25 protein-coding genes are annotated in these 22053 nt (G+C 72.2%); 8 read left to right on the plus strand and 17 right to left on the minus strand.

Annotated features, from left to right (window positions below):
* Positions 1–35: 35 nt before the first annotated feature.
* The 3 genes from ACZ43H_RS18225 to ACZ43H_RS18235 form a co-directional block, all read right to left on the minus strand.
* Positions 36–1988: a CocE/NonD family hydrolase gene (locus ACZ43H_RS18225; protein WP_464585253.1), complete on the minus strand. Its 1953-nt coding sequence runs from the start codon at positions 1986–1988 to the stop codon at positions 36–38.
* A gap of 154 nt (positions 1989–2142) precedes the next feature.
* Complete coding sequence (locus tag ACZ43H_RS18230) at positions 2143–3201, minus strand: PLP-dependent cysteine synthase family protein (protein ID WP_464585255.1); 1059 nt, start codon at positions 3199–3201, stop codon at positions 2143–2145.
* Positions 3202–3248: 47 nt separating this feature from the next.
* Positions 3249–4478 (minus strand): alpha-hydroxy acid oxidase, encoded by a 1230-nt coding sequence (locus ACZ43H_RS18235; protein ID WP_464585257.1) that lies wholly within the window; start codon positions 4476–4478, stop codon positions 3249–3251.
* Positions 4479–4719: 241 nt separating this feature from the next.
* On the opposite strand from ACZ43H_RS18235, the gene ACZ43H_RS18240 reads away from it, so the two are divergent.
* On the plus strand, positions 4720–5469 hold the full coding sequence (locus ACZ43H_RS18240) for a lipoate--protein ligase family protein (RefSeq protein ID WP_464585258.1): 750 nt from the start codon (positions 4720–4722) through the stop codon (positions 5467–5469).
* A 105-nt stretch (positions 5470–5574) separates the two neighbouring features.
* Positions 5575–6057 (plus strand): hypothetical protein, encoded by a 483-nt coding sequence (locus ACZ43H_RS18245; protein WP_464585260.1) that lies wholly within the window; start codon positions 5575–5577, stop codon positions 6055–6057.
* Positions 6058–6073: 16 nt separating this feature from the next.
* Here ACZ43H_RS18245 and ACZ43H_RS18250 read toward each other — a convergent pair whose 3' ends face one another.
* From ACZ43H_RS18250 to ACZ43H_RS18275, 6 genes are all read right to left on the minus strand, one after another.
* On the minus strand, positions 6074–6331 hold the full coding sequence (locus tag ACZ43H_RS18250) for a PspC domain-containing protein (protein WP_464585262.1): 258 nt from the start codon (positions 6329–6331) through the stop codon (positions 6074–6076).
* 212 nt (positions 6332–6543) lie between these two features.
* Positions 6544–7095: a hypothetical protein gene (locus tag ACZ43H_RS18255; RefSeq protein ID WP_464585264.1), complete on the minus strand. Its 552-nt coding sequence runs from the start codon at positions 7093–7095 to the stop codon at positions 6544–6546.
* A gap of 130 nt (positions 7096–7225) precedes the next feature.
* On the minus strand, positions 7226–8536 hold the full coding sequence (locus ACZ43H_RS18260; protein WP_464585266.1) for an FUSC family protein: 1311 nt from the start codon (positions 8534–8536) through the stop codon (positions 7226–7228).
* A gap of 72 nt (positions 8537–8608) precedes the next feature.
* Positions 8609–9703 carry a WD40/YVTN/BNR-like repeat-containing protein gene (locus tag ACZ43H_RS18265; RefSeq protein ID WP_464585268.1) on the minus strand — a complete coding sequence of 365 codons (1095 nt, stop codon included), beginning with the start codon at positions 9701–9703 and terminating at the stop codon, positions 8609–8611.
* 53 nt (positions 9704–9756) lie between these two features.
* A complete protein-coding gene (locus tag ACZ43H_RS18270; protein WP_464585270.1) occupies positions 9757–10125 on the minus strand; it encodes a cupin domain-containing protein in 369 nt (122 codons plus the stop codon).
* A gap of 86 nt (positions 10126–10211) precedes the next feature.
* Positions 10212–10400 (minus strand): hypothetical protein, encoded by a 189-nt coding sequence (locus ACZ43H_RS18275; protein ID WP_464585272.1) that lies wholly within the window; start codon positions 10398–10400, stop codon positions 10212–10214.
* A 245-nt stretch (positions 10401–10645) separates the two neighbouring features.
* Here ACZ43H_RS18275 and ACZ43H_RS18280 point away from each other — a divergent pair, with 245 nt between their 5' ends.
* Together ACZ43H_RS18280 and ACZ43H_RS18285 are read left to right on the plus strand one after the other, a co-directional pair.
* Entirely contained in the window at positions 10646–11590 is a 945-nt protein-coding gene (locus ACZ43H_RS18280; RefSeq protein WP_464585273.1) for a TolB family protein, read from the plus strand.
* Entirely contained in the window at positions 11587–11979 is a 393-nt protein-coding gene (locus ACZ43H_RS18285) for a TolB family protein (RefSeq protein ID WP_464585275.1), read from the plus strand. Before ACZ43H_RS18280 ends, ACZ43H_RS18285 begins: the two co-directional genes overlap by 4 nt.
* A gap of 110 nt (positions 11980–12089) precedes the next feature.
* Here ACZ43H_RS18285 and istB read toward each other — a convergent pair whose 3' ends face one another.
* Together istB and istA are read right to left on the minus strand one after the other, a co-directional pair.
* Complete coding sequence (istB, locus tag ACZ43H_RS18290) at positions 12090–12875, minus strand: IS21-like element helper ATPase IstB (protein WP_021473521.1); 786 nt, start codon at positions 12873–12875, stop codon at positions 12090–12092.
* Positions 12872–14407 (minus strand): IS21 family transposase, encoded by a 1536-nt coding sequence (istA, locus tag ACZ43H_RS18295; RefSeq protein WP_021473522.1) that lies wholly within the window; start codon positions 14405–14407, stop codon positions 12872–12874. The genes istB and istA overlap by 4 nt, the downstream gene beginning before the upstream one ends.
* 131 nt (positions 14408–14538) lie before the next feature.
* Between istA and ACZ43H_RS18300 the strand changes: the two genes are divergently transcribed.
* Positions 14539–15306, plus strand: coding sequence for a TolB family protein (locus ACZ43H_RS18300; RefSeq protein ID WP_464585277.1), 768 nt, complete (start codon positions 14539–14541; stop codon positions 15304–15306).
* Positions 15307–15403: 97 nt separating this feature from the next.
* Here the strand turns inward: ACZ43H_RS18300 and ACZ43H_RS18305 are convergent, their stop codons facing one another.
* From ACZ43H_RS18305 to ACZ43H_RS18315, 3 genes are all read right to left on the minus strand, one after another.
* Complete coding sequence (locus ACZ43H_RS18305) at positions 15404–16678, minus strand: RNA polymerase sigma factor (RefSeq protein WP_464585279.1); 1275 nt, start codon at positions 16676–16678, stop codon at positions 15404–15406.
* 46 nt (positions 16679–16724) lie between these two features.
* Positions 16725–17075, minus strand: coding sequence for a YciI family protein (locus tag ACZ43H_RS18310; protein ID WP_464585281.1), 351 nt, complete (start codon positions 17073–17075; stop codon positions 16725–16727).
* A 154-nt stretch (positions 17076–17229) separates the two neighbouring features.
* Positions 17230–18234 (minus strand): serine hydrolase domain-containing protein, encoded by a 1005-nt coding sequence (locus ACZ43H_RS18315; RefSeq protein ID WP_464585283.1) that lies wholly within the window; start codon positions 18232–18234, stop codon positions 17230–17232.
* A 90-nt stretch (positions 18235–18324) separates the two neighbouring features.
* Here ACZ43H_RS18315 and ACZ43H_RS18320 point away from each other — a divergent pair, with 90 nt between their 5' ends.
* On the plus strand, positions 18325–18480 hold the full coding sequence (locus ACZ43H_RS18320; protein ID WP_379181931.1) for a hypothetical protein: 156 nt from the start codon (positions 18325–18327) through the stop codon (positions 18478–18480).
* On the opposite strand, the gene ACZ43H_RS18325 is transcribed toward ACZ43H_RS18320, so the two are convergent.
* The 3 genes from ACZ43H_RS18325 to ACZ43H_RS18335 all read right to left on the minus strand — a co-directional run bounded on the left by ACZ43H_RS18325 (position 18461) and on the right by ACZ43H_RS18335 (position 19912).
* Positions 18461–18892: an SRPBCC family protein gene (locus ACZ43H_RS18325; protein WP_464585286.1), complete on the minus strand. Its 432-nt coding sequence runs from the start codon at positions 18890–18892 to the stop codon at positions 18461–18463. The two genes, ACZ43H_RS18320 and ACZ43H_RS18325, sit on opposite strands and share 20 nt — an antisense overlap.
* 63 nt (positions 18893–18955) lie before the next feature.
* Positions 18956–19420: a nucleoside deaminase gene (locus ACZ43H_RS18330; RefSeq protein WP_464585288.1), complete on the minus strand. Its 465-nt coding sequence runs from the start codon at positions 19418–19420 to the stop codon at positions 18956–18958.
* A 6-nt stretch (positions 19421–19426) separates the two neighbouring features.
* Positions 19427–19912, minus strand: coding sequence for a tRNA adenosine deaminase-associated protein (locus ACZ43H_RS18335; RefSeq protein ID WP_464585290.1), 486 nt, complete (start codon positions 19910–19912; stop codon positions 19427–19429).
* Between the two features lie 133 nt (positions 19913–20045).
* Here ACZ43H_RS18335 and upp point away from each other — a divergent pair, with 133 nt between their 5' ends.
* Together upp and ACZ43H_RS18345 are read left to right on the plus strand one after the other, a co-directional pair.
* Positions 20046–20687, plus strand: coding sequence for a uracil phosphoribosyltransferase (upp, locus tag ACZ43H_RS18340; RefSeq protein WP_464585292.1), 642 nt, complete (start codon positions 20046–20048; stop codon positions 20685–20687).
* A gap of 109 nt (positions 20688–20796) precedes the next feature.
* Positions 20797–22023, plus strand: coding sequence for an IS30 family transposase (locus ACZ43H_RS18345; RefSeq protein WP_464585293.1), 1227 nt, complete (start codon positions 20797–20799; stop codon positions 22021–22023).
* Positions 22024–22053: the final 30 nt, after the last annotated feature.

Here is a 22053-nt window from a genome sequence, read left to right on the forward strand (position 1 = left end):
GAGCGGGTCCGGCGCCGTGAAATCGACTCCCGGGGTCAGGGGCCTCCCACCCACGGGACGGTCAGCTCGGAGGGATACTTCCGCGACGCGTGGATCGTCATCACCGTCGGGCTGCCCGGCAGGTCCGTCGCGGTGGGGGCCAGGTGCGGGACGTCGAAGGCCTGGACCGCGATCCGCAGCCGGTGACCCGGGCGGATGCTGGCCGCGGTCGGGAAGACCTCGACGTCGACCGGCGCCACCTCACCGCTCCCGAGCGGCTGCTTCGAGGCCCGGGTGAACGGGTGGAACGGCTGCAGCACCGACCCGTCGAGATAGCGGGTGCGGTCCGGGTCCAGCGCCCGCTGGGACAGCACCTGCCAGCCACCGGTGAGCCGGGTGACCGTGCCGTCGGGGGCGACGTCCTCGACGGCCACCGACAGCATCCCGTCGCCGCTGGTGCTGGAGATGAACAGGTGTGCGTTGATCGGCCCGGCGAACCGCACCGCGCTGGTCATCGGCGCGGTCTCGAACACGACCCCGGCGCGGTCGTTGGGGGCGTTGTCGGTGAAGCAGGGGTTGTCGGCCAGCACGGCGTTCGGGAGGCCCGCCGTCCACTGGTTGGCCGACCGGGTGCACAGCCCGGCCACCGGGACCGGGAGCACGTCGGCGGTGCCGGCTTGCGGCGTACCCGTGGTCAGCGCGCCGGCCGCTCCGCCGGTGGTGGCGTCTCCGGAGAGCAGGTAGCTCCGGGCCCGCGTGCCGGCCGCTAGCCAGGAGTCGGAGGCGCGCCACCGACCGCTGCCCTGCTCGTAGCGGGTCACCGGCGGGATGTCCGTGTCCAGGCCCGGGTCGGGCCGGCCCCGCAGCCAGTGGTCGAACCAGCGCAGCTGCAGCTCCGCGAGGGAGCCGTGGCCGGCGTCGCCCACGTCGGCGCCCGAGGAGCCCTGGAGGTGGTCCCAGGGTCCGACGATCAACCTCGTCGGGACGTCGTTCGCCTGCAGGTGCTCGAAGAGCATCGGCGTCCCGCGCTGGAACAGGTCGAGCTCGCCGCCGATCAGGAAGGTCGGCACGCGCACCCGGTCGATCACCCGCAGCGGCGAGCGCTCGCGGTAGAACGGCCCGTCGTACGCCGCGTCGCCGCCGAGCGCCGCGTCCAGCAGCAGCGGCGCCGTGAACGAGCCCGCGGCGCCGAGGTGGTCCAGCAGCGCGGAGACGCCCGACTCGCTGTCGCTGCCCAGCGTCGCCGGCGGGACGAGGCCCGTCGCGGTCACCAGGCCCAGCCAGAGCGGGATGAAGCCGACGTCGATCTGGCCGCCGGAGGCGACGACGTCGCGGTAGACGTCACCGGCCGGCACCTGCGGGAAGATCGCGTCCAGGCCGGCCGGGTGCTGGGCGGCGGTGAAGATCTGGTTGATCCCCATGTACGACGGGCCGCTCATCCCGACGTGGCCGTTGCTCCACGGCCGGCGGCGCGAGTGGGCCCACTCGACGACCTCCTTGCCGTCCCTGTTCTCGCGGCGGCCGAACGCGTTCCAGCTGCCCTCGGAGCTGCCGGTGCCGCGGGCGTCCACCGTGAGCTGGGCGTAGCCGCGACGCACGAGGTAGCCGGGGTCCGTCCCGCCGAGCCCGCCGGACGACCCCAGCGCCGTCTTGTTGTAGGCGGTGATCGTGACGATGACCGGGAACCGCCGCCGGACCGCGGCACCGTCCGCATCGGCGGGCAGGGTCAGGTCCCCGCGCAGCACCGTGCCGTCGGACATTCGGATCGCGAGGTCCTTCTCGACCACGGTGCCCGGGTAGCGCTCCGGCCGTGGCTCCCAGCCGGACGACGGGCCGGCGGAGGTGCCGGCGGGCGTTCGGGCGGGCGTTCGGACGGCGGGCGTTCGGGCGGCGGGCGTCGACGCGGCGGGGTCGGCGTACGACGTGGTGGTCGCGACGAGCAGGCCGGCCACCAGGACGGTCGCGGTCAGGCCGGCGAGCAGCCGGACGGTGGAGCGGGTGCGGTTCACGGGGCCTCCCTGGTCTCCCCCGTCCAACGCCGGCCCCGGAGGGAGGTGATGGGAGGTGACGCGGGTCACACCCGCCCACTTGTAACGCTCCGTTAGGGGCTCTGGTGCTCCGCCACAGCGGAGCACCAGAGCCCCTAACGGAGCGTTACAAGAGTCAGGCCAGCTCCAGCAGGCGCTCCAGCCGGGCCAGGTGCGGGGCGAGGTCCCAGCCCTGCTCGGCCACCCAGGCGTCGTCCCAGTAGGTGCCGGTGTAGCGGTCGCCGCCGTCGCAGATGAGGGTCACGATGCTGCCGGTCTCACCCGCGTCGCGCATGCGTACGGCGAGCTCCAGCGCGCCCACCAGGTTGGTGCCGGTCGAGGCACCGACGCGGCGGCCGATGACCCGCTCGATGATGCGCATGGCGGCGACCGAGGCGGCGTCCTCGACCGGGATCATCTCGTCGATCACGGTCGGCACGAACGACGGCTCGACCCGGGGGCGGCCGATCCCCTCGATCCGCGAGCCGCCGGCGACCACCTCGCAGCTGCGGGTCCGCCAGGCCTCGGCGAACGCGGAGCCCTCGGGGTCGACCACCGCGAGGCGGGTGTCGGTCCGCCGGTAGCGGCAGTAGCGGCCGATGGTGGCGCTGGTGCCGCCCGTGCCGGCGCCGACCACGATCCAGGCCGGCTCGGGGTGCCGCTCCATGGCCATCTGCTCGAAGATCGAGCAGGCGATGTTGTTGTTGCCGCGCCAGTCGGTGACCACCGAGGCCCGCCCGAACTGGTCGAGGTAGTGGTGACCCGGCTGCCGGCCCAGCCGCTCGGCCTCGGCGTACATCTCCCCGGCCCGCTCGACCGTGTCGCAGCGCCCCCCGGCGCGCTCGATCAGGTCCAGCTTGGCCCGGGTGGTGCCGCGCGGGACGACCGCGACGAACTCCAGGCCGAGCATGGCGGCGAAGTACGCCTCCGAGATCGCCGTGGACCCGCTGGTGGCGTCGACCAGGGTGGTGCCCTCGGTGATGTCGCCGTTGGCGAGCCCGTAGAGGATCAGCGACCGGGCCAGCCGGTGCTTGAGCGAGCCGGTCGGGTGGACCGACTCGTCCTTGAGGTAGAGGTCGACGCCCCACGACCGCGGCAGCGGGAAGACGTGCAGGTGCGTGTCGGCGCTGCGGTTGGTGTCGGCCTCGATCCGGCGGATCGCCTCGGTCACCCAGGCGCGGGCGGAGTCCGTCATGACCCGGAGCCTGCCAGATCGGCCCGCCCCGTGCAGGGTCGGCGTGCTCAGCCCCGCGGGCCCATCCGCTGCAGCGCGGTCACGTGCGCGGGCTCGAGCTCGTCGAGGGTGCGCACCCCCAGCAGCCGCATGGTGCGCTCGATCTGCCCGCGGAGGATCTCGATGGCGCGGTCCACTCCCTCGCGACCACCGGCCATCAGGCCGTAGAGGTAGGCCCGGCCGATCAGCGTGAAGTCCGCCCCGTGGGCCACCGCGGCGACGATGTCCTGGCCGGACATGATGCCGGTGTCGAGGTGCACCTCGAGGTCGTTGCCCACCTCCTTGACCACCTGGGGCAGCAGGTGGAACGGCACCGGCGCCCGGTCGAGCTGGCGGCCACCGTGGTTGGAGAGCACGATCGCGTCCACCCCGGCGTCGGCGAGCCGGCGGGCGTCCGCGACGTTCTGGACGCCCTTCACGGACACCTTGCCGGGCCACTGCTCCCGGATCCAGGCGAGGTCCTCGAAGGTCACGGTCGGGTCGAACATCGTGTCGAGCAGCTCCGCGACGGTGCCGGACCACGAGTCGAGGCTGGCGAACGCGAGCGGCTCGGTGGTCAGGAAGTTGATCCACCAGGCCGGGCGCGGGATCGCGTTGACCACCGTGCGCGGCGTCAGGGTGGGCGGGATCGTCATGCCGTTGCGCACGTCGCGCAGCCGGGCACCCGCCACGGGCACGTCGACGGTCACGAGGAGCGTGTCGTAGCCGGCCTTCGCGGCCCGCTCGACCAGCGCCATGGAGCGTTCGCGGTCCTTCCACATGTAGAGCTGGAACCAGTTGCGCCCGAGCGGGTTCGCGGCGGCGACATCCTCGATGGACGTCGTGCCCATCGTCGAGAGCGAGAACGGGATACCCGCCTCGCCGGCGGCCGACGCACCCGCGATCTCGCCCTCGGCCTGCATCATCCGGGTAAAGCCGGTCGGGGCGATCCCGAACGGCAGCGCGACCCGCCGGCCCAGCACCTCGCGGGAGGTGTCGACCGTGGACACGTCGCGCAGGATCGAGGGCGTGAACTCCACGTCGGCGAACGCCTGCCGGGCGCGGGCCAGCGAGACCTCGCCGTCGGCCGCGCCGTCGGTGTAGTCGAAGGCGGCCTTGGGCGTACGCCGCTTGGCGATCCGGCGCAGGTCGTCGATGGTCAGCGCCCCCGCGAGCCGCCGCTCCTTGGGGGAGAGCGTCGGCTTCTTGAACTTCAGCAGGGGTGCGAGGTCATGACGCTTCGGCATCTGGCGCTTCATCGGTGAACTCCATCATGGATCGGGGGATCGTGGCGAGGGGCCAGCCGGTTCTCGGCACACCCCGGGTCGCAGGCGGCACGCAAGCGACGGCGACAACCCGGCCGGGCAGTCCGCGCGTCCGGCGACGGTCACAGGCGTGGCAGGTCAGGCTCCGGGCTGAACTGCCCGGCGGGCGTGCCTCCCGAGCGCAGCCCGACGTCGCGCTCGCGGCGATCCAAGGCCGGTCGGCGATGATGGCGCCATGCGGTTGCTGCGCGGTGCCCTCGTCGACAGCGAGCCGGCGCTCGAGCTCGCCCTGGCCCGCGCCCTGGTGGTCGAGACAGGCACCGGACAGGTCGAGGAGACGCTGCGCGTCTACCGGCCCGTCTCGCCCGTGGTCGTCTTCGGTCGCCGCGACACCCGGCTCCCGGGCTTCGGCGCGGCGGTGGACGAAGCCCGGGCTGCGGGCTTCGAGCCGGTGGTGCGCGCAACGGGCGGGAGGGCGGTGGCCTACACCTCGAACGCCCTGGTGGTCGACCACGTCCGGCACGAGCCGGGCGCGACGGGCGGCCAGGACGAACGGTTCCGGGAGTTCGGCGAACGGTTCGTGGACCTGTTCCGACAGCTCGGGGTGGACGCCCGCCTCGGTGCCGTACCCGGTGAGTACTGTCCCGGCGCGCACAGCGTGAACGCGCGCGGCGTGGAGAAGCTGGTCGGCACGGCGCAGCGGATGGCCCCCCGGGCGTGGCTCTTCAGCTCGCTGGTCGTGGTCGGTGACGAGGAGCGGCTACGCCCGGTGCTCGCGGAGGTCTACGGGTGCCTCGGTCAGGACTTCGACGAGACATCGGTGGGCTCGGTGTCCCGAGAGGTCCCCGGCGTCGACGTCGACGCCCTCGAGGCGTCCGTCGTCGACGCCTGGGCGGCCGGGCGCCACGTCGATCCCCGACCGGTGCCCGAGGAGCTGCTGGGAGCCGCGGCCGACCTGGTCGAGCAGTACCGCGTCGCACCCTGACCCGTCTCCCCTCATCGAGCCTCCCCAGATCGAGCCATGGCGGGCCAGGACGGTCGGCGCGCAGCATGGCCGGAACGGCACCGTGACCTCAGAGGGAGAGATGACATGGCCGAGGAGCAGATGATCGAGATCGTCGAGACCGCGTTGCGTGAGATCGGCGCCCCCGAGGAGGTGACCGCGGCGGGCCAGTTCCTGCCCCGCGGCCACACCGGCAGCATGTTCGCCGGCGGGCTCGTGGGCGACAGCCTGGCCGGGTCGGCGGGCGGCATGGCCGACTCGGTCGCGACCGTCGGCGGCTCGTTGGCCGGAGCGCACGCCCACGACGCGGCCAGCGGACTCCCGGACAAGATGCTGGTCGGGGTGACCCCCACGCACGTCTGCGGCTTCGGCGCGGCGACCCGGCACAGCCCGGCTGGCCCGTTCGTCTTCCGGGTCCCCCGCGAGAACCTCGAGGTGAAGGTGCACCAGCGGGTGAACGTCCGGGTCCTGGAGCTCATCGACACCACGACCGGGTCCCGCATCGAGCTCGAGGGGAACAGGGTCCCGCTCACCCACAGCAAGGACGTCATCGACGCACTCGCCCGGTGACCCTCGTCCGGGCTGGTCAGGCTGCGGGCGTCGGCGGGGTGTACGGCGGTCGCACGTCGACCGTCTCCTCCGACGGCATCAGGATCCACAGGATCGGGTAGGCCAGGATCTGGCTGCCCGGGACGACCATGAGGAGCAGGACGAAGAGCAGGCGCGCCGTCCACGGCGCGATGCCGAACCGTCGGCCCAGGCCGGCGCACACGCCGCCCAGCACCCTTCCCTGGCGCGGCCGGACCAGGCCCTGTCTCGCGAAGCTCTGGTGGATGTCGTTCATGGTGCTGCACGTCCTCGGGTGTCGATGTCCAGGGCATCTCCCTGGTGTCTCCACTGTGCGCCGCGAGGAGGCCTCGGCACATCGGGTGCAGCCCTGACCTGTCCCCGAGGGTCCCGGGTCGGGGCCCTCAGGGGTAGCCAGAGGGAGCGGGACGTCATACGAAACGAGGGCTCTAGACCCCAGTTCGTATGACGTCCCGGGCGCTGCGGGCATCAGCCCCGAGCCACCCACAGGCTGAAGCTGCGCCGCTTGCCGACCCAGTCGACGAGCCCGTCGCTGGTCCCGTCGGTGCGCGTGCCCGAGGCCCGCACGGCGACACGCACCTCGTCCGGGTCGCCGAGGGCGGCCTGCGAGATCCGCACGAGCGCCTGGTCATCGGCGTAGCTCACCCGCAGGACGTAGTCACCGTGCTCGACGGGGTCGCCCCACGTGGCACGCCGGAACCCCTCGGTCTCGCGGAGGACGTAGTCGGTGCCCTCGAAGTAGCCGCCGACGAAGACGTACTCCGGGCCGCGGTCGCTCCGGTCGGTGTCGATGAAGATCATCCCGCCCGAGCCGGTGGGCGGGTCGCGGCGCAGGTTGAGGTGCTGCGTCCTGACGTTGAGGTTGTCGGGCCCGTTCCGCACCTGGAGCGCGAGGATGTCGGAGCCGTGGGAGGTGTCCTGGGGGTCGTCGACGCCGTACAGCTCGGCGTGCGCCGGCCCGGCGATCCCGAGGGTGAGGGCGGAGGCCGTCAGTCCGACGGCGGCGATGGTGGTGCGCATGGTGATCTCGTCCTTCGTGCATGGGTGGGGCCCTGGCGGGCGAGGCCCCCGTCGGAGGACTCAGGCGACATACGCCCGGGGGAGCACGACGGTTGCGCGGGACGGCAGCCGGTCTGGTCCGGCCGCCCGGTCACGGCTCGTCGCGGTCCCCCTCGGTGAGCCGCGGCATCGGCATGGTCTCCGCGTCCGGGGCCACCTCACCTCCTCCGGGCGCTGGGGCGAGAGGCGGGGCAGCGGGCGGGCGGGGACGTCGGGGCCGCGGCCGCGTCGTACGCCGCATCTGGATCTGCCGACGCACCCGCTGCTCGAGGTCCAGCTCGCGCTGCAGCCGCTTGACCGTCGACAGCACGGCCGCGTGCAGCTCGCGCAGCACGGGGTCGGCGTCGGTGGTGAGCAGGTCCTCCAGCCGGCCGCGCGCCTCCGGCAGTCCCTCGAGAGCGCTGCGCAGGGCCCGGACGTCCTCGTTGCTCATCTGCCGGGCCGGGGCTGCCTCGACCCGCACCAGCTCGCCGAAGGCGTCCAGCCCGCCCGCGAGCTCACGGAAGGTCAGGGCGAGCCCGAGCAGCACGTCGCCGGCGCTCTCGTCGGCGCGCCAGTCACCCTCGGAGCTGGCGTCCACCAGCGCGCGGAACATAGAGCGGATGGCGAGGACGGAGTGCTCCATCGCCTCGACCCCGTGCCGCAGGCCGGGGCCGACGTCGGCCGTGCCCACGGCGCGCACGTTGAGCCGCCGCCCCTGCTCCGCGGCCAGCAGGGTGGCGCCGACGCGGGGGATGTCGTGGTGGGTGATCCGGCGTGCCTCGCCGAGCCAGGCCCGTGCCGACGGCGCCAGCTCACCCCCCTCGGCCACCAACGCCTCGAGCTCGTCGGCCGCGCCGGTCAGCAGGTCGCTCACCGCGTCGGCGAGCCCCTCGATCGCCCGGCCGGCGTCGCCGGTGGGGATCCGGGGCGGGAACAGCAGGTTCGCCGCGATCCCCACCCCCGCGCCGACCAGCGTCTCCGCGATCCGCTGGCCCGCGGCCGACTCGGCGCCGAGGGCGCCGACGCCCAGCACGAGCATGCCGCTGATCGCGACCTCGATCAGGTTGTTGCGCAGGCGCAGGGCCTGTCCGATCGTGATCGCCACGAAGATCAGCAGCCCCAGGCTCCACCACTCCAGCGGCACCACGGCTGCGAACGCCACCGCGAGCGACACCCCGGTCACCACGGCGACCACCCGGTCGAGGCCGCTGGCGAGCAGGGACACCGGGGTGACCTGGACGACGAGCATCGCGGTCAGCGGTGCCAGCAGGGGCTCGGTCCCCGGGAAGATCAGCAGCCCGACCACGTAGCTGGCGGTGGCCGCGAACGTGATCCGCAGCGACCACAGCAGCGCCGCGCGGCCGTCGTGGCGCAGCCGGTTCAGCTCACGGCTGAGTCGCCCTCGCCATCGGTCGGCCACGACTCATCATGGCGCACCGAGTCAGGTCGCGTCCGCGATCCGCTCGTGGAGCACGTGCACGGAGAGCGCCCGTCAGCGGCGCGCCAGGCGGGCCACCCGACCGCCGCTGCCGGCGGCCCAGCAGGAGCCGTCGCGGGTGCAGTCGAGGGCGTGGTAGCCGGTGTCGCTGATCCGCGTCCAGCTCTGGCCGCCGTCGGTGCTGAGGCTGGTGCCCATCACGTCGCCGGACTCGCCGGTGACGAGCAGGCGGTGCCGGTTGCCGGGGAGGTAGGCGACGTCCTCGCCGAGGTGGGTGAGGTCGCCCGCGTTGCGCCAGGTGCGGCCGTTGCGGGTGGTGGCCACGGCGTCGGTCCCGTCGGCGGCGTCGTTGAAGTCGCCACCTACGGCGATGCCCTTGTTCGGCGTGCGGAAGGCCAGGGCGAAGACGCCCGCGGCCTCGCCTGCGGGGATCGTGGAGGGGCTGGCGGTCCAGGTCAGGCCGTGGTCCGTGGACCTGAAGACGCGCGAGTCGCCGCCGCCGGAGCCGAAGTAGGCCGTGTGGCCGGCCGTGACCAGGCAGTCGCCGCTGGCGGCGAAGCCGTACTCCGTCGGCGCCTCCGGCATGCCGTCGCTGGGGAGGACCTGCCAGGAGCGGCCGAAGTCGTGGGTGGCGAGGATCCGGAACTTCCCGTCGACCGGGTCGCCCATCACCAGCCCGCGCCGGCCGCCGGGGTAGAACGCCATGCAGTCGTAGAACGCCGCCGGGTCGTCGTTGACGAAGGCCGCGTCCCACGTCGCTCCGCCGTCGGTGGTGCGGTAGATCCGGGACGCCTCCCCCTCCCCGATGGCGAGGATGACGGCCTTCGTGGCGCTGCGTGCCTCGACGTCGCGGAAGAGCAGGCCGTCGGTGTCGGGCGGGCTGACGTCCTCCCAGTGCCGGCCGCCGTCGGTCGTTCGGAACACCCGGCCCGGTGCACCTTCGGTGGCGTTGCCGCCCGTCACCCAGGCCGTACGCCGGTTGACGGCGTCGAGCCCGCGGAAGCTCTGGTCCGCGTCGACGACCGTCTCCGTCCACGACGGGCCGTGGTGGTGACCCTTCGGTGGGGCGGCCAGGCTCCCGGACTGGGCTCCGAGGAGCGGGGCGGCGAGGAGGGCGATGGCGAGGAAGGTGGTCCCGAGTCGTGGCATGCCGGAACTCTGCTCCGGCCGGGGCGGTCTGTCCATACCCCCTTTCACCGATGTCAGCGGCCTTCCCGGCCGCCGCCTGCCTCGTCCGCAGTGACCACGTCGACCGAGATCTCCACCGCCGGGACCGCGCCCCGGTTCTCGAGCCAGTGCAGGGTCCGGTGGTCCTCGGGCCAGCCGGGCCCGGGACCGTAGTCCGTGGCGACGCCGTCACGGTGGTCGGTGATCGTGCCCTGCAGCACGTAGACCGTGCCCGGCCTGCCCTTGTGGTCGTGCACCGGTCCGAAGACCCCGCCCGGCTCGATGGTCACCATCCGCATCCGCAGCCGGCGCCCTTCCATGCCCTCGATCTCGGGGCCGAGGTCGACCGTGGCCAGCAGCTCGGTCGTGACACCGCGCGTCTCGGGCGCCTGCTCCTCGCTCATGCCTCGTCCTCCCTGTGCGCCGACCGCCGCCGGACGGCCCTGGTCCGAGTGTCCGCCCGGTGGCGGCCCTCGTCCACGGCGTCCGCTCACCTGAGCGATCCGTTCAGGCGGGAGATCGACGAGGTCGCCCCCGGCGCGCGGGTCAGCACGAGCAGCGTGCTCAGGTCGGGCGGCGTGAACGGGACCGCCGAGAAGTCGCCCGCGTAGTAGCCGTTGTGCCGGCGCGTGCTCCGGGGTGCGTAGGTGCCGCTCTCCTGCTCGACGATGTGGTTCATTGGTCTGCCTCTCGATGTGTGCCGATGGATCCAGCACACGCCACTTCGGCGCTGCCGGCGATCGGGGCAGGCGCACGGTCGGGGGCGCTGACCGACCGGTTCGCGGCGACTCCGGTGCGGTCAGCACGACCCGGTGGGTGGGGGTGTCCCCCACCGCCTTGAATCACCTGTGTTCGGGAAGCGGGCGCAGCCGTCTTCGTGTTGGTTGGAAGGTGACGTCTCACCGGCGCACGGAAGGACGTCCCATGGCAGACCGTCGCTTCGGGTGGGTCGTGAGCCGGCTGGCGACCATCGCCACCGGCGTGGCCCTGGTCGCGGGGAGCGCGGCGCCGGTCCACGCGGCGTACCCCGGCAGGAACGGACGGATCGTGTTCGACACGGTCTGGACCTACTTCAGCGGCGCGCGCGACTCGTCGCAGATCTACTCGGTCCGCCCGGACGGTGGTGGTCTGCGTCGTCTGACCGACGAGCCCGGAGGCGTTGCGGCGTGGCATCCCGCCGTCTCACCCGACGCGGGGCGCATCGCCTTCGTGCTGAGCACCCCGGACAGCAACGACCAGGTGTGGGTCATGCGGGCCGACGGCTCGCACCAACGCCTGCTGGTCGACGAACCCGCCTGGGCCGACACCGGGCCGAGCTTCACCGCGGACGGCCGCCGCGTCCTGTACTCGCGCTGCGGCAGCTACGTCGGTTTCTACTTCACCTGCAAGATCGTCTCGGTCCGCCTCGACGGCTCGGGACGACACACCGTCATCGGTGGACTGTGGCACCCGACGGATCCGGTGATGTCCCCGGATGGCTCCACCATCGCCTACGTCAGCGATGCGGGCGGGTACGACGGCCGGGTCTGGCTGGCGGACGCCGACGGCCGTCACCAGCACCCTCTCGGCCCGAAGATCGCGCCCGAACGGCCGTCCTGGTCCCCCGACGGGACCCACCTGGTCTTCACCGGCTTCCGGGACGGGAACCTCTACACGATCCGCGTCGACGGGACCGGGCTGCGCACGGTGGCACCGAGCACGCTGTTCGGCGCCTGGTCACCCGATGGCTCCCGGATCGTCTCCAAGTCCGTCGACCCGCAGACCGACAACGGACCGCTGCAGACCACGGACACCGCCGGGGGCGATCCCCGGCGGGTCGTCGGCCCCGCCTTCGGGGCGGGCTACTCCGATTGGGGGATCAGGCGATGAGACGCGCCCTCCTGCGGGCCGTGCCCGCCCTCGTGCTCGTGCTCGGTACGACGATGTCGTCGGCGCTCGACGACGCGCCGGCGGCTCGTGCGGCGTCCTCCGGCCCGACCGACGGCCGCATCCTCTTCACGCACTGCGAGGATCCGGGCGGCTGCCAGATCTACACCGCCAACCCCGACGGATCCGCGGTCGAGCAGGTGACCCGGGGCGCCGACTCGTTCCAGGGTGACTGGTCTCCCGACGGGGAGCGGATCGCCTACGTCAGCACGGCGAGCGGTGACACGACGATCTGGATCGCGGACGCCGACGGAGCCCACCCGCGGCAGCTGACCCCGGATGATCCGGCCTCGGACGACTGGGGGCCGCGGTTCACTGTCAAGGGACAGTAGGAACTGCCCAGGGGCGGACATGAAACCTGCCCGCTGACGGCCACGAGAACTGCCCGGTGGTGGCCACGGGATCTGCCCAAGGGGGCGGTGGCCACCACCGACCGGGGTGCTCAGCTCAACGGGCTCACCCCCTGGCCGGCGAGTGCCTGGGTCAGGCGCACGCTGTCGCCGCTGGTCTGGCAGACGTGGGCGTGGTGGAGCAGCCGGTCGACTGTGGCGGTGGCCAGCGTCTTGGGCATGAGCTCGTCGAACCCGGACGGGTGCAGGTTCGAGCTGATCGCGACCGAGCGCTTCTCATAGGCGGCGTCGACGAGGCGGTAGAGGCCTTCGGCGGCGTCGGCGGCGACGGCCAGGAGCCCGATGTCATCGACGATGACCAGGTCGGCCCGCAGGATTCGGGCGATGGCCTTGGTGACGGTGTCGTCCGCACGGTGCCGGCGCAGCAGGACGCCGAGGTCTTCCAGGGTGAACCAGGCGACCTTGAGTCCCTGCTCGACGGCTTGTTGTCCGAGCGCTTCGAGCAGGAACGTCTTCCCGGTCCCGGATGGCCCGCAGACCACGAGGTTCTCTCGCCGGTGGACCCACTCCAAGGTCCGCAGCGCCTGCTGGGTCGGGGCCGGGATCGAGGAGATCTCGGGCTGCCACGCATCGAACGTCTTGCCGGTCGGGAACCCTGCGGCCGCCCGCCTCGTGGCCAAGGCGGAGCGTTCCCGGCCGGCGACCTCCTCAGCGAACAGGGCCTTGAGGACCTCGGCGGGCTCCCAGCGTTGGGCCTTCGCGGTCGCGACCACCTCGGGCGCGTGGCGACGGATGTGCGGCAGCCGCAGCTTGCGCAGCAGCTCCTCCAACTCGACCGGCAACGGCGGCGCGGTGCTGATGGGGCTCCTCGTCGTCATCGGGTCACCTCGCCGTCGCCGTCCGCGGTGGACCGCTGGCCGAGCCGTGCCCACGCGGCGGTGCCCTGGGTCAGCGAGGAGTCCTCGCTGGCACGATGCTCACCTGTGCCGGGCTGCCGGGCGTGGTGGTCCAGGATCGAAGAGAGGTCGGCCTCGGCGAACCGGCCATGGACCGCGGCGTGGCCCAGTGCCCAGTCGACCTCGACGGGGTCGAACAACTTGGCCAACGCGAGCGCCTCGGTCATCTTGACCCGCATCCGCGGCGTGCCCGCGGCAGCCGCCTCGACCAACCACAGCCGGGCCCCCTCACCCAGGTCGAGGAACTCCGACTCCGCGGCGTTCTTCGCTCGGGGCTGGCGGTCCAGCGGGCCGGACGGCTGGGGCGGGAAGTGCCCGTCATCGATCTTCGGCGTTCCCGGCGTGGCGCGACGGTGGCGGGCGACCTCGATCGGACCGTCGTCGCCGACATGAACGATGACGACCCACTCGTCCTCACCGACCCCGTGGGTGCGGACCCACACTGTTGCACCGAGCAGGGTGTGTGGGACCGAGTACTGGCCGGACTCGAACATCACCATCGGGGTGTTCGCCGGCACCATGCGGGTGGTGCCGAACGCGACCGTGTGCGCTCGCGCCGGAACGGGGTGCAGCCGAGCTCGTTCCTCGGCGAGCATCTCGATCGGCGGCCGCTTCGTCGTCCGGTGGGCACGGGTGTTGACCTTCTCGCAGAACGCCTCGCAGGCCGCCTCGAGCTCAGCGAAACTCGCGTACTCCTCCCGCAGGTTGGTGTCCTTGGGGACGAGGTCGGCCTTGCTGATCTTCACCGACGCCTCGGTGCCGCCCTTGGACGCCGGATCCGCGGGCACACAGGTGTGCACCACGACCGAGTAGTGCTCGGCGAAGGTGACCAACTGCTGGTTCCTGACCGGGATCCCGGCGATGTGCTCGACCGTGACGGTCTTCTCGTTGTCGGTCAGCACGTAGGTCGGCACTCCACCGAGTCGGCGGAACGTGACGTCCAGCGCGGCGAACACGGACGGCATCGTCTTGTCACGCAACGGCAGCACGACCCGGAACCGCGACCACGCCAGCCACGCCACGAACAGCACCGTCTTGACGCCGTCGACGACCGGGCCGTCGCCGTAGTCGTACTGCAGCCACATCCCCGGCTCGGTGACCCAGGGCCGGTGCACCCGCACCCGACCAGAGCGATAGGACGCCTTGACTTTAGCGACCGCGCGGCGTGTGGTGCGTTCCGAACCCTTGTAGCCCAACGCCACGAGCTTCTCGTGGGCGACATCGGCACGGACCTTCCCGAACGACCGCTCGACCCACTCCTCGACCTTGGGCAGGTACTCATCGATCAACTGCAGCCGGGCTGCGGTCTGGTCCAGCTCCCCGCCGGCAGCGCGGCGGTCCACGTAGTGCTTCACCGTGTGGTGCGAACAGCCGGCCAACTCACCGGCATCACGAAACGACCCAGTCAGGTCGTAGGCATCCAAGATTTCCATGATCTCCTCGGCAGACTTCACATGTCCCTCCTCAGGGGCGAACGGCGCATCAGCACGCCAACCGCACCTGAGGAGGGGCCTCAACCGTGGGAACCGGTGAGGCAGACGACGTCGTGTCGGGCAGATCCCATGACCGTCAGTGGGCAGTTCTCATGTCCGCCACCGGGCAGCTTCGTGGCCGTCTCCGGGCAGTTTCTCGTGGCCGCCGACAGTTCACCGCGAACGGTGCATGGATCCTGTTCTACAACTGCCTCGGCGAGGACTGCGACGGCGGCATCTCGGCCGTCCGGCCCAACGGCACCGGGCTGCACCACGTCACCCCGAACAGCCACGAGTCCTACGACCTCGCCGACCAGTCGCCGGACGGCTCCCGGATGACCTACATGCGCTGGCACGTCGGCGGAGTGAAGATGGCGGTCTACGTCTCCTCGGCGGACGGCAGGAACCAGCGACGGGTCACCCCGCCCCGCCTGGAGGGGTGGGCGCCGGACTGGTCACCGACCGGAGGCAGGATCGCGTTCACCAGCTACGTCTTCTGGGACCGGCCGGCGCCGTCCCTGTTCACCGTTCGCCCGAACGGCTCCGGGCTCACCGCGCTGACCCGTCCGCCGTTCCCCCACTCGGACTACCTGCCTGCCTACTCGCCGGACGGGCAGAAGGTCCTGTTCGCGTCGGACCGGCGCTACGCCGACTTCTGCTGCTCCGACCTGTTCGTCGTACCGGCGTCGGGCGGGCCGGCCAAGCGGGTGCTCCTGCCGTTCGATGCCTCCGATCCCCGATGGGGGACCGCACCGCTGCAGTCGGAGTCGGCGGCAGCCGGTGGGTCCGCGCCACGGGCCTTCACGACCGGCGGCCCCGTGTGTGCCCACGTCCCGCAGCTCGCCCAGGTCGCGCCCTGCCCGGCTACCTCAACGAGGTGAATCCGCACGCTCTCCCGGGGTGACGACGGACTCGTCCGCCTGCCCGGGGTCCTGGCCTGAGCAGCTGGTCGGTCCGAGCGGATCGGACGCGAACGGGTCACCCTCCCTGTGCGTCCGCCCTCCGGCACTCCTCGGCGCGGCCCAGCAGCAACGACTGCTCGCTCTCGTTGCCGGTCAGCGAGGCGGCTTCGCGGAACGACGCGGCCGCGTCGGCGTGGTGACCGGCGCGCGCGAGCAGGTCGGCGCGCACGCTGGGCAGGAGGTGCGACCCGGCGAGCGCACGCTCGGGGAGGTCGTCGAGGACGGCGAGGCCCGCCTCGGGACCGAACGCCCGTCCGTGCGCGACAGCGCGGTTGACCTCCACGATCGGGCCCGGTGCGGCCTCGGCGAGCACGTCGTACAGCGTGGCGATCGTGCGCCAGTCGGTCTCCTCCGGCGTCGCCGCGCGGGCGTGCCGGGACGCGATCGCCGCCTGCAGGTAGTACCGGCCGACGGCGCTCCCGCGCGCGGCGAGCACGTCCGCACGCTCCAGCGCAGCCAGCCCGCGCCGGATCAGGAGCTCGTCCCACAGGCTGCGGTCCTGGTCGTCGAGCAGCACCGGGCGGCCCTCGGCGTCGACGCGGGCTGCGACGCGGGAGGCCTGCAGCTCGAGCAGCGCCTGCAGCCCGTGCACCTCCGGCTCGTCCGGCACGAGCTCGGCGAGCATCCTGGCCAGCCGGATGGCCTCGTTCGCCAGCTCGGGTCGCATCCAGTCGTCGCCCGCGGTCGCGGTGTAGCCCTCGTTGAAGACCAGGTAGACCACGGCCATCACGTCGTCGAGCCGTGCGGTGCGCTCGGCGCCGACGGGGAGCTCGAGCTCCACGCGTGCCTCGCTGAGCGTCTTCTTGGCCCGGGAGATCCGCTGCGCCATCGCGGTCTCGGTGACCAGGAAGCCGCGGGCGATCTCCGCGGTCGTCAGCCCGCCCACCAGGCGGAGCGTCAACGCGGCCCGGGACTCCGGGGTGAGCAACGGGTGGCAGGACAGGAAGATCAGTCGGAGGGCGTCGTCCTCGATGAAGTCCACCTGCGTCGTGAGGTCGGGCATGCCGTCCTCCTCCCTCAGGCGAAGACCGAGGTCCTCGGTCCTGCGACGCAGGGTGTCTGCCCGCCGGAAGCTGTCGACGGCGCGACGCTTGGCAGTCGTCATCAACCAGGCGCCGGGGTTGTCGGGGATGCCCTGGGTGGGCCAGCTCTCGAGCGCGCTCACCAGAGCGTCCTGAGCCAGGTCCTCGGCGAGGTCGAGGTCCCGGGTCATCCGGGTCAGGGCGCCGACCAACCGGGCGGACTCCTCACGCCAGGTGGCGGTGATCGTCTCGCCGGTGGTCTCGGCCATGCGGCCAGCCTAGGGCCGGCCGCACGGCCGTGTCCGAGCGGTGTGCTCAGGCGTCGGACGCCTCGGGCGGAGCCTCCGAGACCTGGCGCAGGGTGGCGACCATCTCGCACTCGGGCCAGTACTTGGCGTGCAGCTCGGCGAACTCCTCCTGCCCGGCGATCGCGGCCTCCAGGCTGTCGTACTGGAGGAGGGCCCACCCGCCGACGACCTCCTTGGCCTCGGCGTACGGGCCGTCGACCCGCGTCGTCTCACCCTTGCGGACCACGAAGTTCACCGCGTCCTCGGTGCCGAACAGACCGCCGCCGTCGAGGAAGTGACCCTGCTGCACCTGCTCCCCGATGTAGGTGTCCATCGCCTCGAACAGCGCCTGCGGCGGCGCGCCGATGCCTTCTGCCATCCTCACAAATCCCATGAACCGCGGCATTGCTCTGCTCCTCAGCTTCGGGGCCATCCGCTGCTCGGTGGCCGACTCACCCCTACGTCGAACGACATCCTTCGCCTTCGACATCAGGTCGCAAAGTTTTTCTGGTCGCGCTGCGGGCCGCCCGGGGTCAGCCGCCGAGGCGCTCGTCGAGCACCCGCACCATCGGCCAGGCACCGTCGGACCAGTTCGCGATCACGGTCCACGTGGTCCCGGACTCGGGCCGGTGCACGCTCCTGAACGAGACGCCCGCGTCGTACCCCTCCAGGAAGACCCCGTCGCCCGTCGCGTGCAGGTGGAACCCGAGGCCGTAGCGCCGCGACTCCTCGGGCCAGTCGGTGCGCGGCCGCACCATCTCGGCGACCCGCTCCGGCGGGACGATCCGCCCGGCCTGGAGTGCCGCCCAGAAGGCGCTGACGTCGGCCACCGTCGAGTAGGCGCCGCCGTCGCCGTTGCCGCGCACCGGGAGGTGGAGCACGTTGGTCCGCAGGCCGTCCGCGGACAGGTAGCCGCGGGCGGCGCGTCCCGGCAGCTCGTCGGAGCGCAGGTACGCCGTGTCGACCATGCCCGCGGGCTCGCAGACCAGGGCATGCACGAGGTCGTGGAACTCCACGCCGGTCGCCCGCTCGGCCAGCAGCGCGAGCAGGACGAAGCCGGCGTTGTTGTAGGCGAACCCCTCGCCCGCGGGGAACACCGTCCCGTGCCCGTCCAGCGCCGGCAGGAACTGCTCGGTCGTCGCGAGCTCGTGGACCGGCACGGTCATAACGTAGTCGCTGACGTCGGAGTGCTGGTCCTCGTCGAGGTAGTCGCCGATCCCGGAGCGGTGGGCCAGCAGGTGCTCGACCGTCACGTCGTCGGCGACCAGGGGCAGGTCGTCGCCGAGCAGCGACCGCGCGGTGGTGCCGAGCGTGAGCGTCCCGCGCTCGACGAGGCTCATCACCATCAGCGCGGTCAGGGTCTTTGACCCGCTCGCGATCGCGAGCTGGGTGTCCACGGTGTTGGGGACCCCGTGGGCACGGTCTGCGAGCCCGTACGCCGCGCAGAGCTCCGTGTCGCCCGCGCGGTCGACGCGGACCACGCCGGAGAACCCCGCGCGCTCCGCCGCGTCGTCCACCGCGTCCTGGAGTGACTGCATCGCCTCGAAACTACCGCGGCTGCGATGGATCGGGCCCCTGAACCAGGTCGGTACCGGTGACGTGATGACAGGTGAGAGGAGGTGGGGACGATGAACACCGAACGGCACGCCTGGTGGTCCACCCGGGTCGTGACGCTCGCCGAGCGGCGTACTCCCCCGGTCTGCGGCTGCGGCCAGGACCTCGACGCCTGCACCCGGACGCACTGCCCGCGGTGCGGCGCCTGCCTCACCCGGTACGCCGCGTGACCCGCGCGTCCAGGCTCTCGGCCTCGAGCTCGATGTAGCGCTGGGTCAGGCCCCGCCAAACCCGTGCGGCGACCGCACCCATCGGTCCGGTCTGCTCGATGCCGAGGGTGACCCGGCAGCCGTCACCGTCGGGCACGACCTCGTGCCGGCCGATGGTCCGCATGCCGGGCCCGGTGGCCTCCCACGTGAAGCTGCGGCCGGGCACGACCTCCGTCACCTCCCACGTCGCCCGCGGCAGCCTGGGCTGGCGGACCTTCGCACGCGAGCCGACGCGGAGCGGCCCGTCGTCGAGGCTCTCGACGTGGTCGATCGTGAGGGTCCACTCGGGCCACCGGGCGACGTCGAAGAGGACGTCCACGACCGGCTGGACCGGTGAGTCGATGTGTCGGGTGGTGGTGAACGACGTGCTCATGACACCACGGTGCCCCCACAGGAGCCCGCTAGGGAAGGCCGTTCGACCCGGCGCCCGGCGCTGCTACCGGTGGCCGGCGAAGAACTCGTCCAGCAGCGCCGTCGACTCCTCGGCCAGGACGCCGCTCACCACCTCGGGCCGGTGGTTGAGCCGCCGGTCGCGGACCACGTCCCACAGGCTGCCGACCGCTCCTGCCTTCTCGTCGAAGGCACCGAAGACGACCCGCTCGACCCGCGACAGGACGGCGGCGCCCGCGCACATGGTGCACGGCTCGAGGGTCACGACGAGCGTGCAGCCCTCGAGACGCCACTCGCCGCGGGCCTTGGCGGCCTCCCGCAGGGCGACCACCTCGGCGTGGCCGGTGGGATCGGACTCGGCCTCGCGGACGTTGCGGCCCCGGCCGACCACGACACCGCTCGGGTCGAGGACGACGGCGCCGATCGGCACGTCGCCGGTGGCGAGGGCAGCGCGGGCCTCGGTGAGCGCGGCGAGCATCGGCTCACGCCACGCGGCGTGGGGTGCGGTCATCCGGGGTCAGGCGCTGGTGAGGCCGACGGCGTCGTCGAAGAGCTGCCCGAAGCCCAGCTTGCGGGCGACGTCGGAGAGCATCTCGTCGGGGTAGAGCTCGAAGTCGTCGATGAGGACCGCCATGTCCATGGCGTGCATGCCGAGGTCGCCCAGCAGGTCGAGGTCGCCGGCCGGCACCTGGTCGTCCTCCTCCTCGACCTCGGGGAGGGCGAGGAACTCGACGACCGAACGGGCGAGGTCCCACTCGTCGGCCGCGGTCACGTCGGAGAGCAGCACCCGGGTGGTGGCACCGGCGACCCGGACGATGATGAAGAAGTCCTCGTCCATGGCGACCAGGCCGACCGCACCACCGTCGCCCGGGAAGCGGCGCAGGGCGTGGGCCAGGGTGGTGATGTCCTCGAGCACGTCGTGGGCGAGCTCCTGCACCTGCCAGACGCCTTCCTCGCGGTAGGCGGCGAGCGCGAAGTCGACTCCGTCGATCTCGTCGGCCATGTCACTCCTCCGATCCAGCCGTCCGTGTCGCGTGGGCAGAGACCAGCCTGACAGACGACACGAGGGGGGCCAACCCCCTTTCGACCCATTCCCGGCATGTCACGTTGCCTTCGCGCCCATTAGGGTTTGCGCCATGCGCACCCACGTCGTCGACCACCCTCTCGTCGCCCACAAGCTCACCGTCCTGCGCGACGAGACGACCGACTCGCCGACGTTCCGGCGGCTGGCCGACGAACTGGTGACCCTGCTGGCCTACGAGGCGACGCGCGACGTCCGGGTCGAGGACGTCGACATCGTCACCCCCGTCTCGCCGACCACCGGCGTGCGCCTGGCCACCCCCAAGCCGCTGGTGGTGCCGATCCTGCGCGCCGGTCTCGGCATGCTCGACGGGATGATGCGGCTGCTGCCGACCGCCGAGGTGGGCTTCCTCGGCATGGTCCGAAACGAGGAGACGCTCGAGGCGTCGACGTACGCCGAGCGCCTGCCCGACGACCTCTCCGGCCGCCAGTGCTACGTGCTCGACCCGATGCTGGCCACCGGCGGCACCCTCGCGGCGGCGATCAAGTTCCTGACCGACCGCGGCGCCGACCACATCACCGCGATCACCCTGCTGGCCGCCCCTGAGGGCTGCGAGCGGCTGGAGCAGGAGCTCTCCGGCCTCGACGTCCCCGTCACGGTCGTGACCGCCGCGATGGACGAGAAGCTCAACGAGAAGGGCTACATCGTCCCCGGTCTCGGCGACGCCGGCGACCGGCTGTACGGCGTCGCGGGCTGAGGGCTGGCGGCTGGATGAGTCACCGGTGCACCGGTGACTCCTGACGTTCTCAGGTGTTGCAACGGCTTGATGTCTAGCGGTGAGTGCGACACCTGAGGAGGTGTCGCACATGGCCGGTGGTCGCCCGCCGTTCCCACGAGAGGTTCGTCGTCGGTTCTGGCTCGGGATCGCGGCCGGGCTGGGGCGGTACGACGCGGCCGTGGCCGCGGGCGTGTCGCGGGCCTCGGCGGATCTGTGGTTCAGCCAGCGTGGCGGGGTGATCCCAGCCAATGCCCGGTCCTACGGCTCACCGGCGAGGTCGCCCGCCCCGCAGGGTCGGCGATTGTCGATGTCAGATCGGGAAGAGATCGCCCACTTGGGTGCCGCCGGGCTCACCCCCACCCAGATCGCGGAGGAGATCGGGTTCGACCGCTCCACGGTCTACCGCGAGCTGAACCGTGGACGTACGCCGTCGGCCCGATACCGTGCCAGTGTTGCCCAGGCCCGGGCCGACGAGCGGGCCCAGCGCCCCAAGCCGGCCAAGCTGGCGACCAACCTGCGGTTACGGCGTGAGGTCCAAGACCGGCTGGCCCGCAACCACAGCCCCCGGCAGATCGCCCGGCGGCTGCGGGTGGACCTTCCCGACGATCCGGAGATGTGGGTGTCGCACGAGACGATCTACCAGGCGCTCTACGTGCAGTCCCGGGGCGGGCTGAGGCGCGAGCTGGCCAAGCACCTGCGCACCGGCCGGACGCTGCGCAAGCCGCAACGCCACCGCGAGGGACAGCAGCGACGGGCACCCCGATTCCCGGGCATGGTGATGATCAGCGAACGACCCCCCGAGGTCGCCGACCGGGCGGTGCCCGGCCACTGGGAGGGGGACCTGATCATGGGCAAGGACAACGCCTCCGCGATCGGCACCCTGGTGGAACGAACGACCCGGTTCGCGATGCTGCTGCACCTGCCGACCGGCTGGGACGCCGAGGTCGTCGCCGAGGCCATGATCGCGAAGATGCTCACCCTGCCCGACCAGCTGCGCCGCTCGCTGACCTGGGACCAGGGCAAGGAGATGGCCAGCCACGCCCGGATCGCCCTCGCGACCGGCCTGGATATCTACTTCTGCGACCCCCACTCACCCTGGCAGCGCGGCTCCAACGAGAACACCAACGGGCTCCTGCGCCAGTACTTCCCCAAGGGCACCGACCTGTCCTTCTGGGGGCCCGGCTACCTCGACACCGTCGCCGCCGAGCTCAATGGCCGTCCCCGCGAGACCTTGAGCTGGGCCACCCCGGCCGAAGCGCTCGACCGGCTACTCTCAGACCCCAACAAACCAGGTGGTGTCGCACTCACCGGTTGAAATCACCCGGCTGAGAACGTCAGGAACTGG

Source organism: Nocardioides sp. DN36 (genome assembly GCF_055380375.1).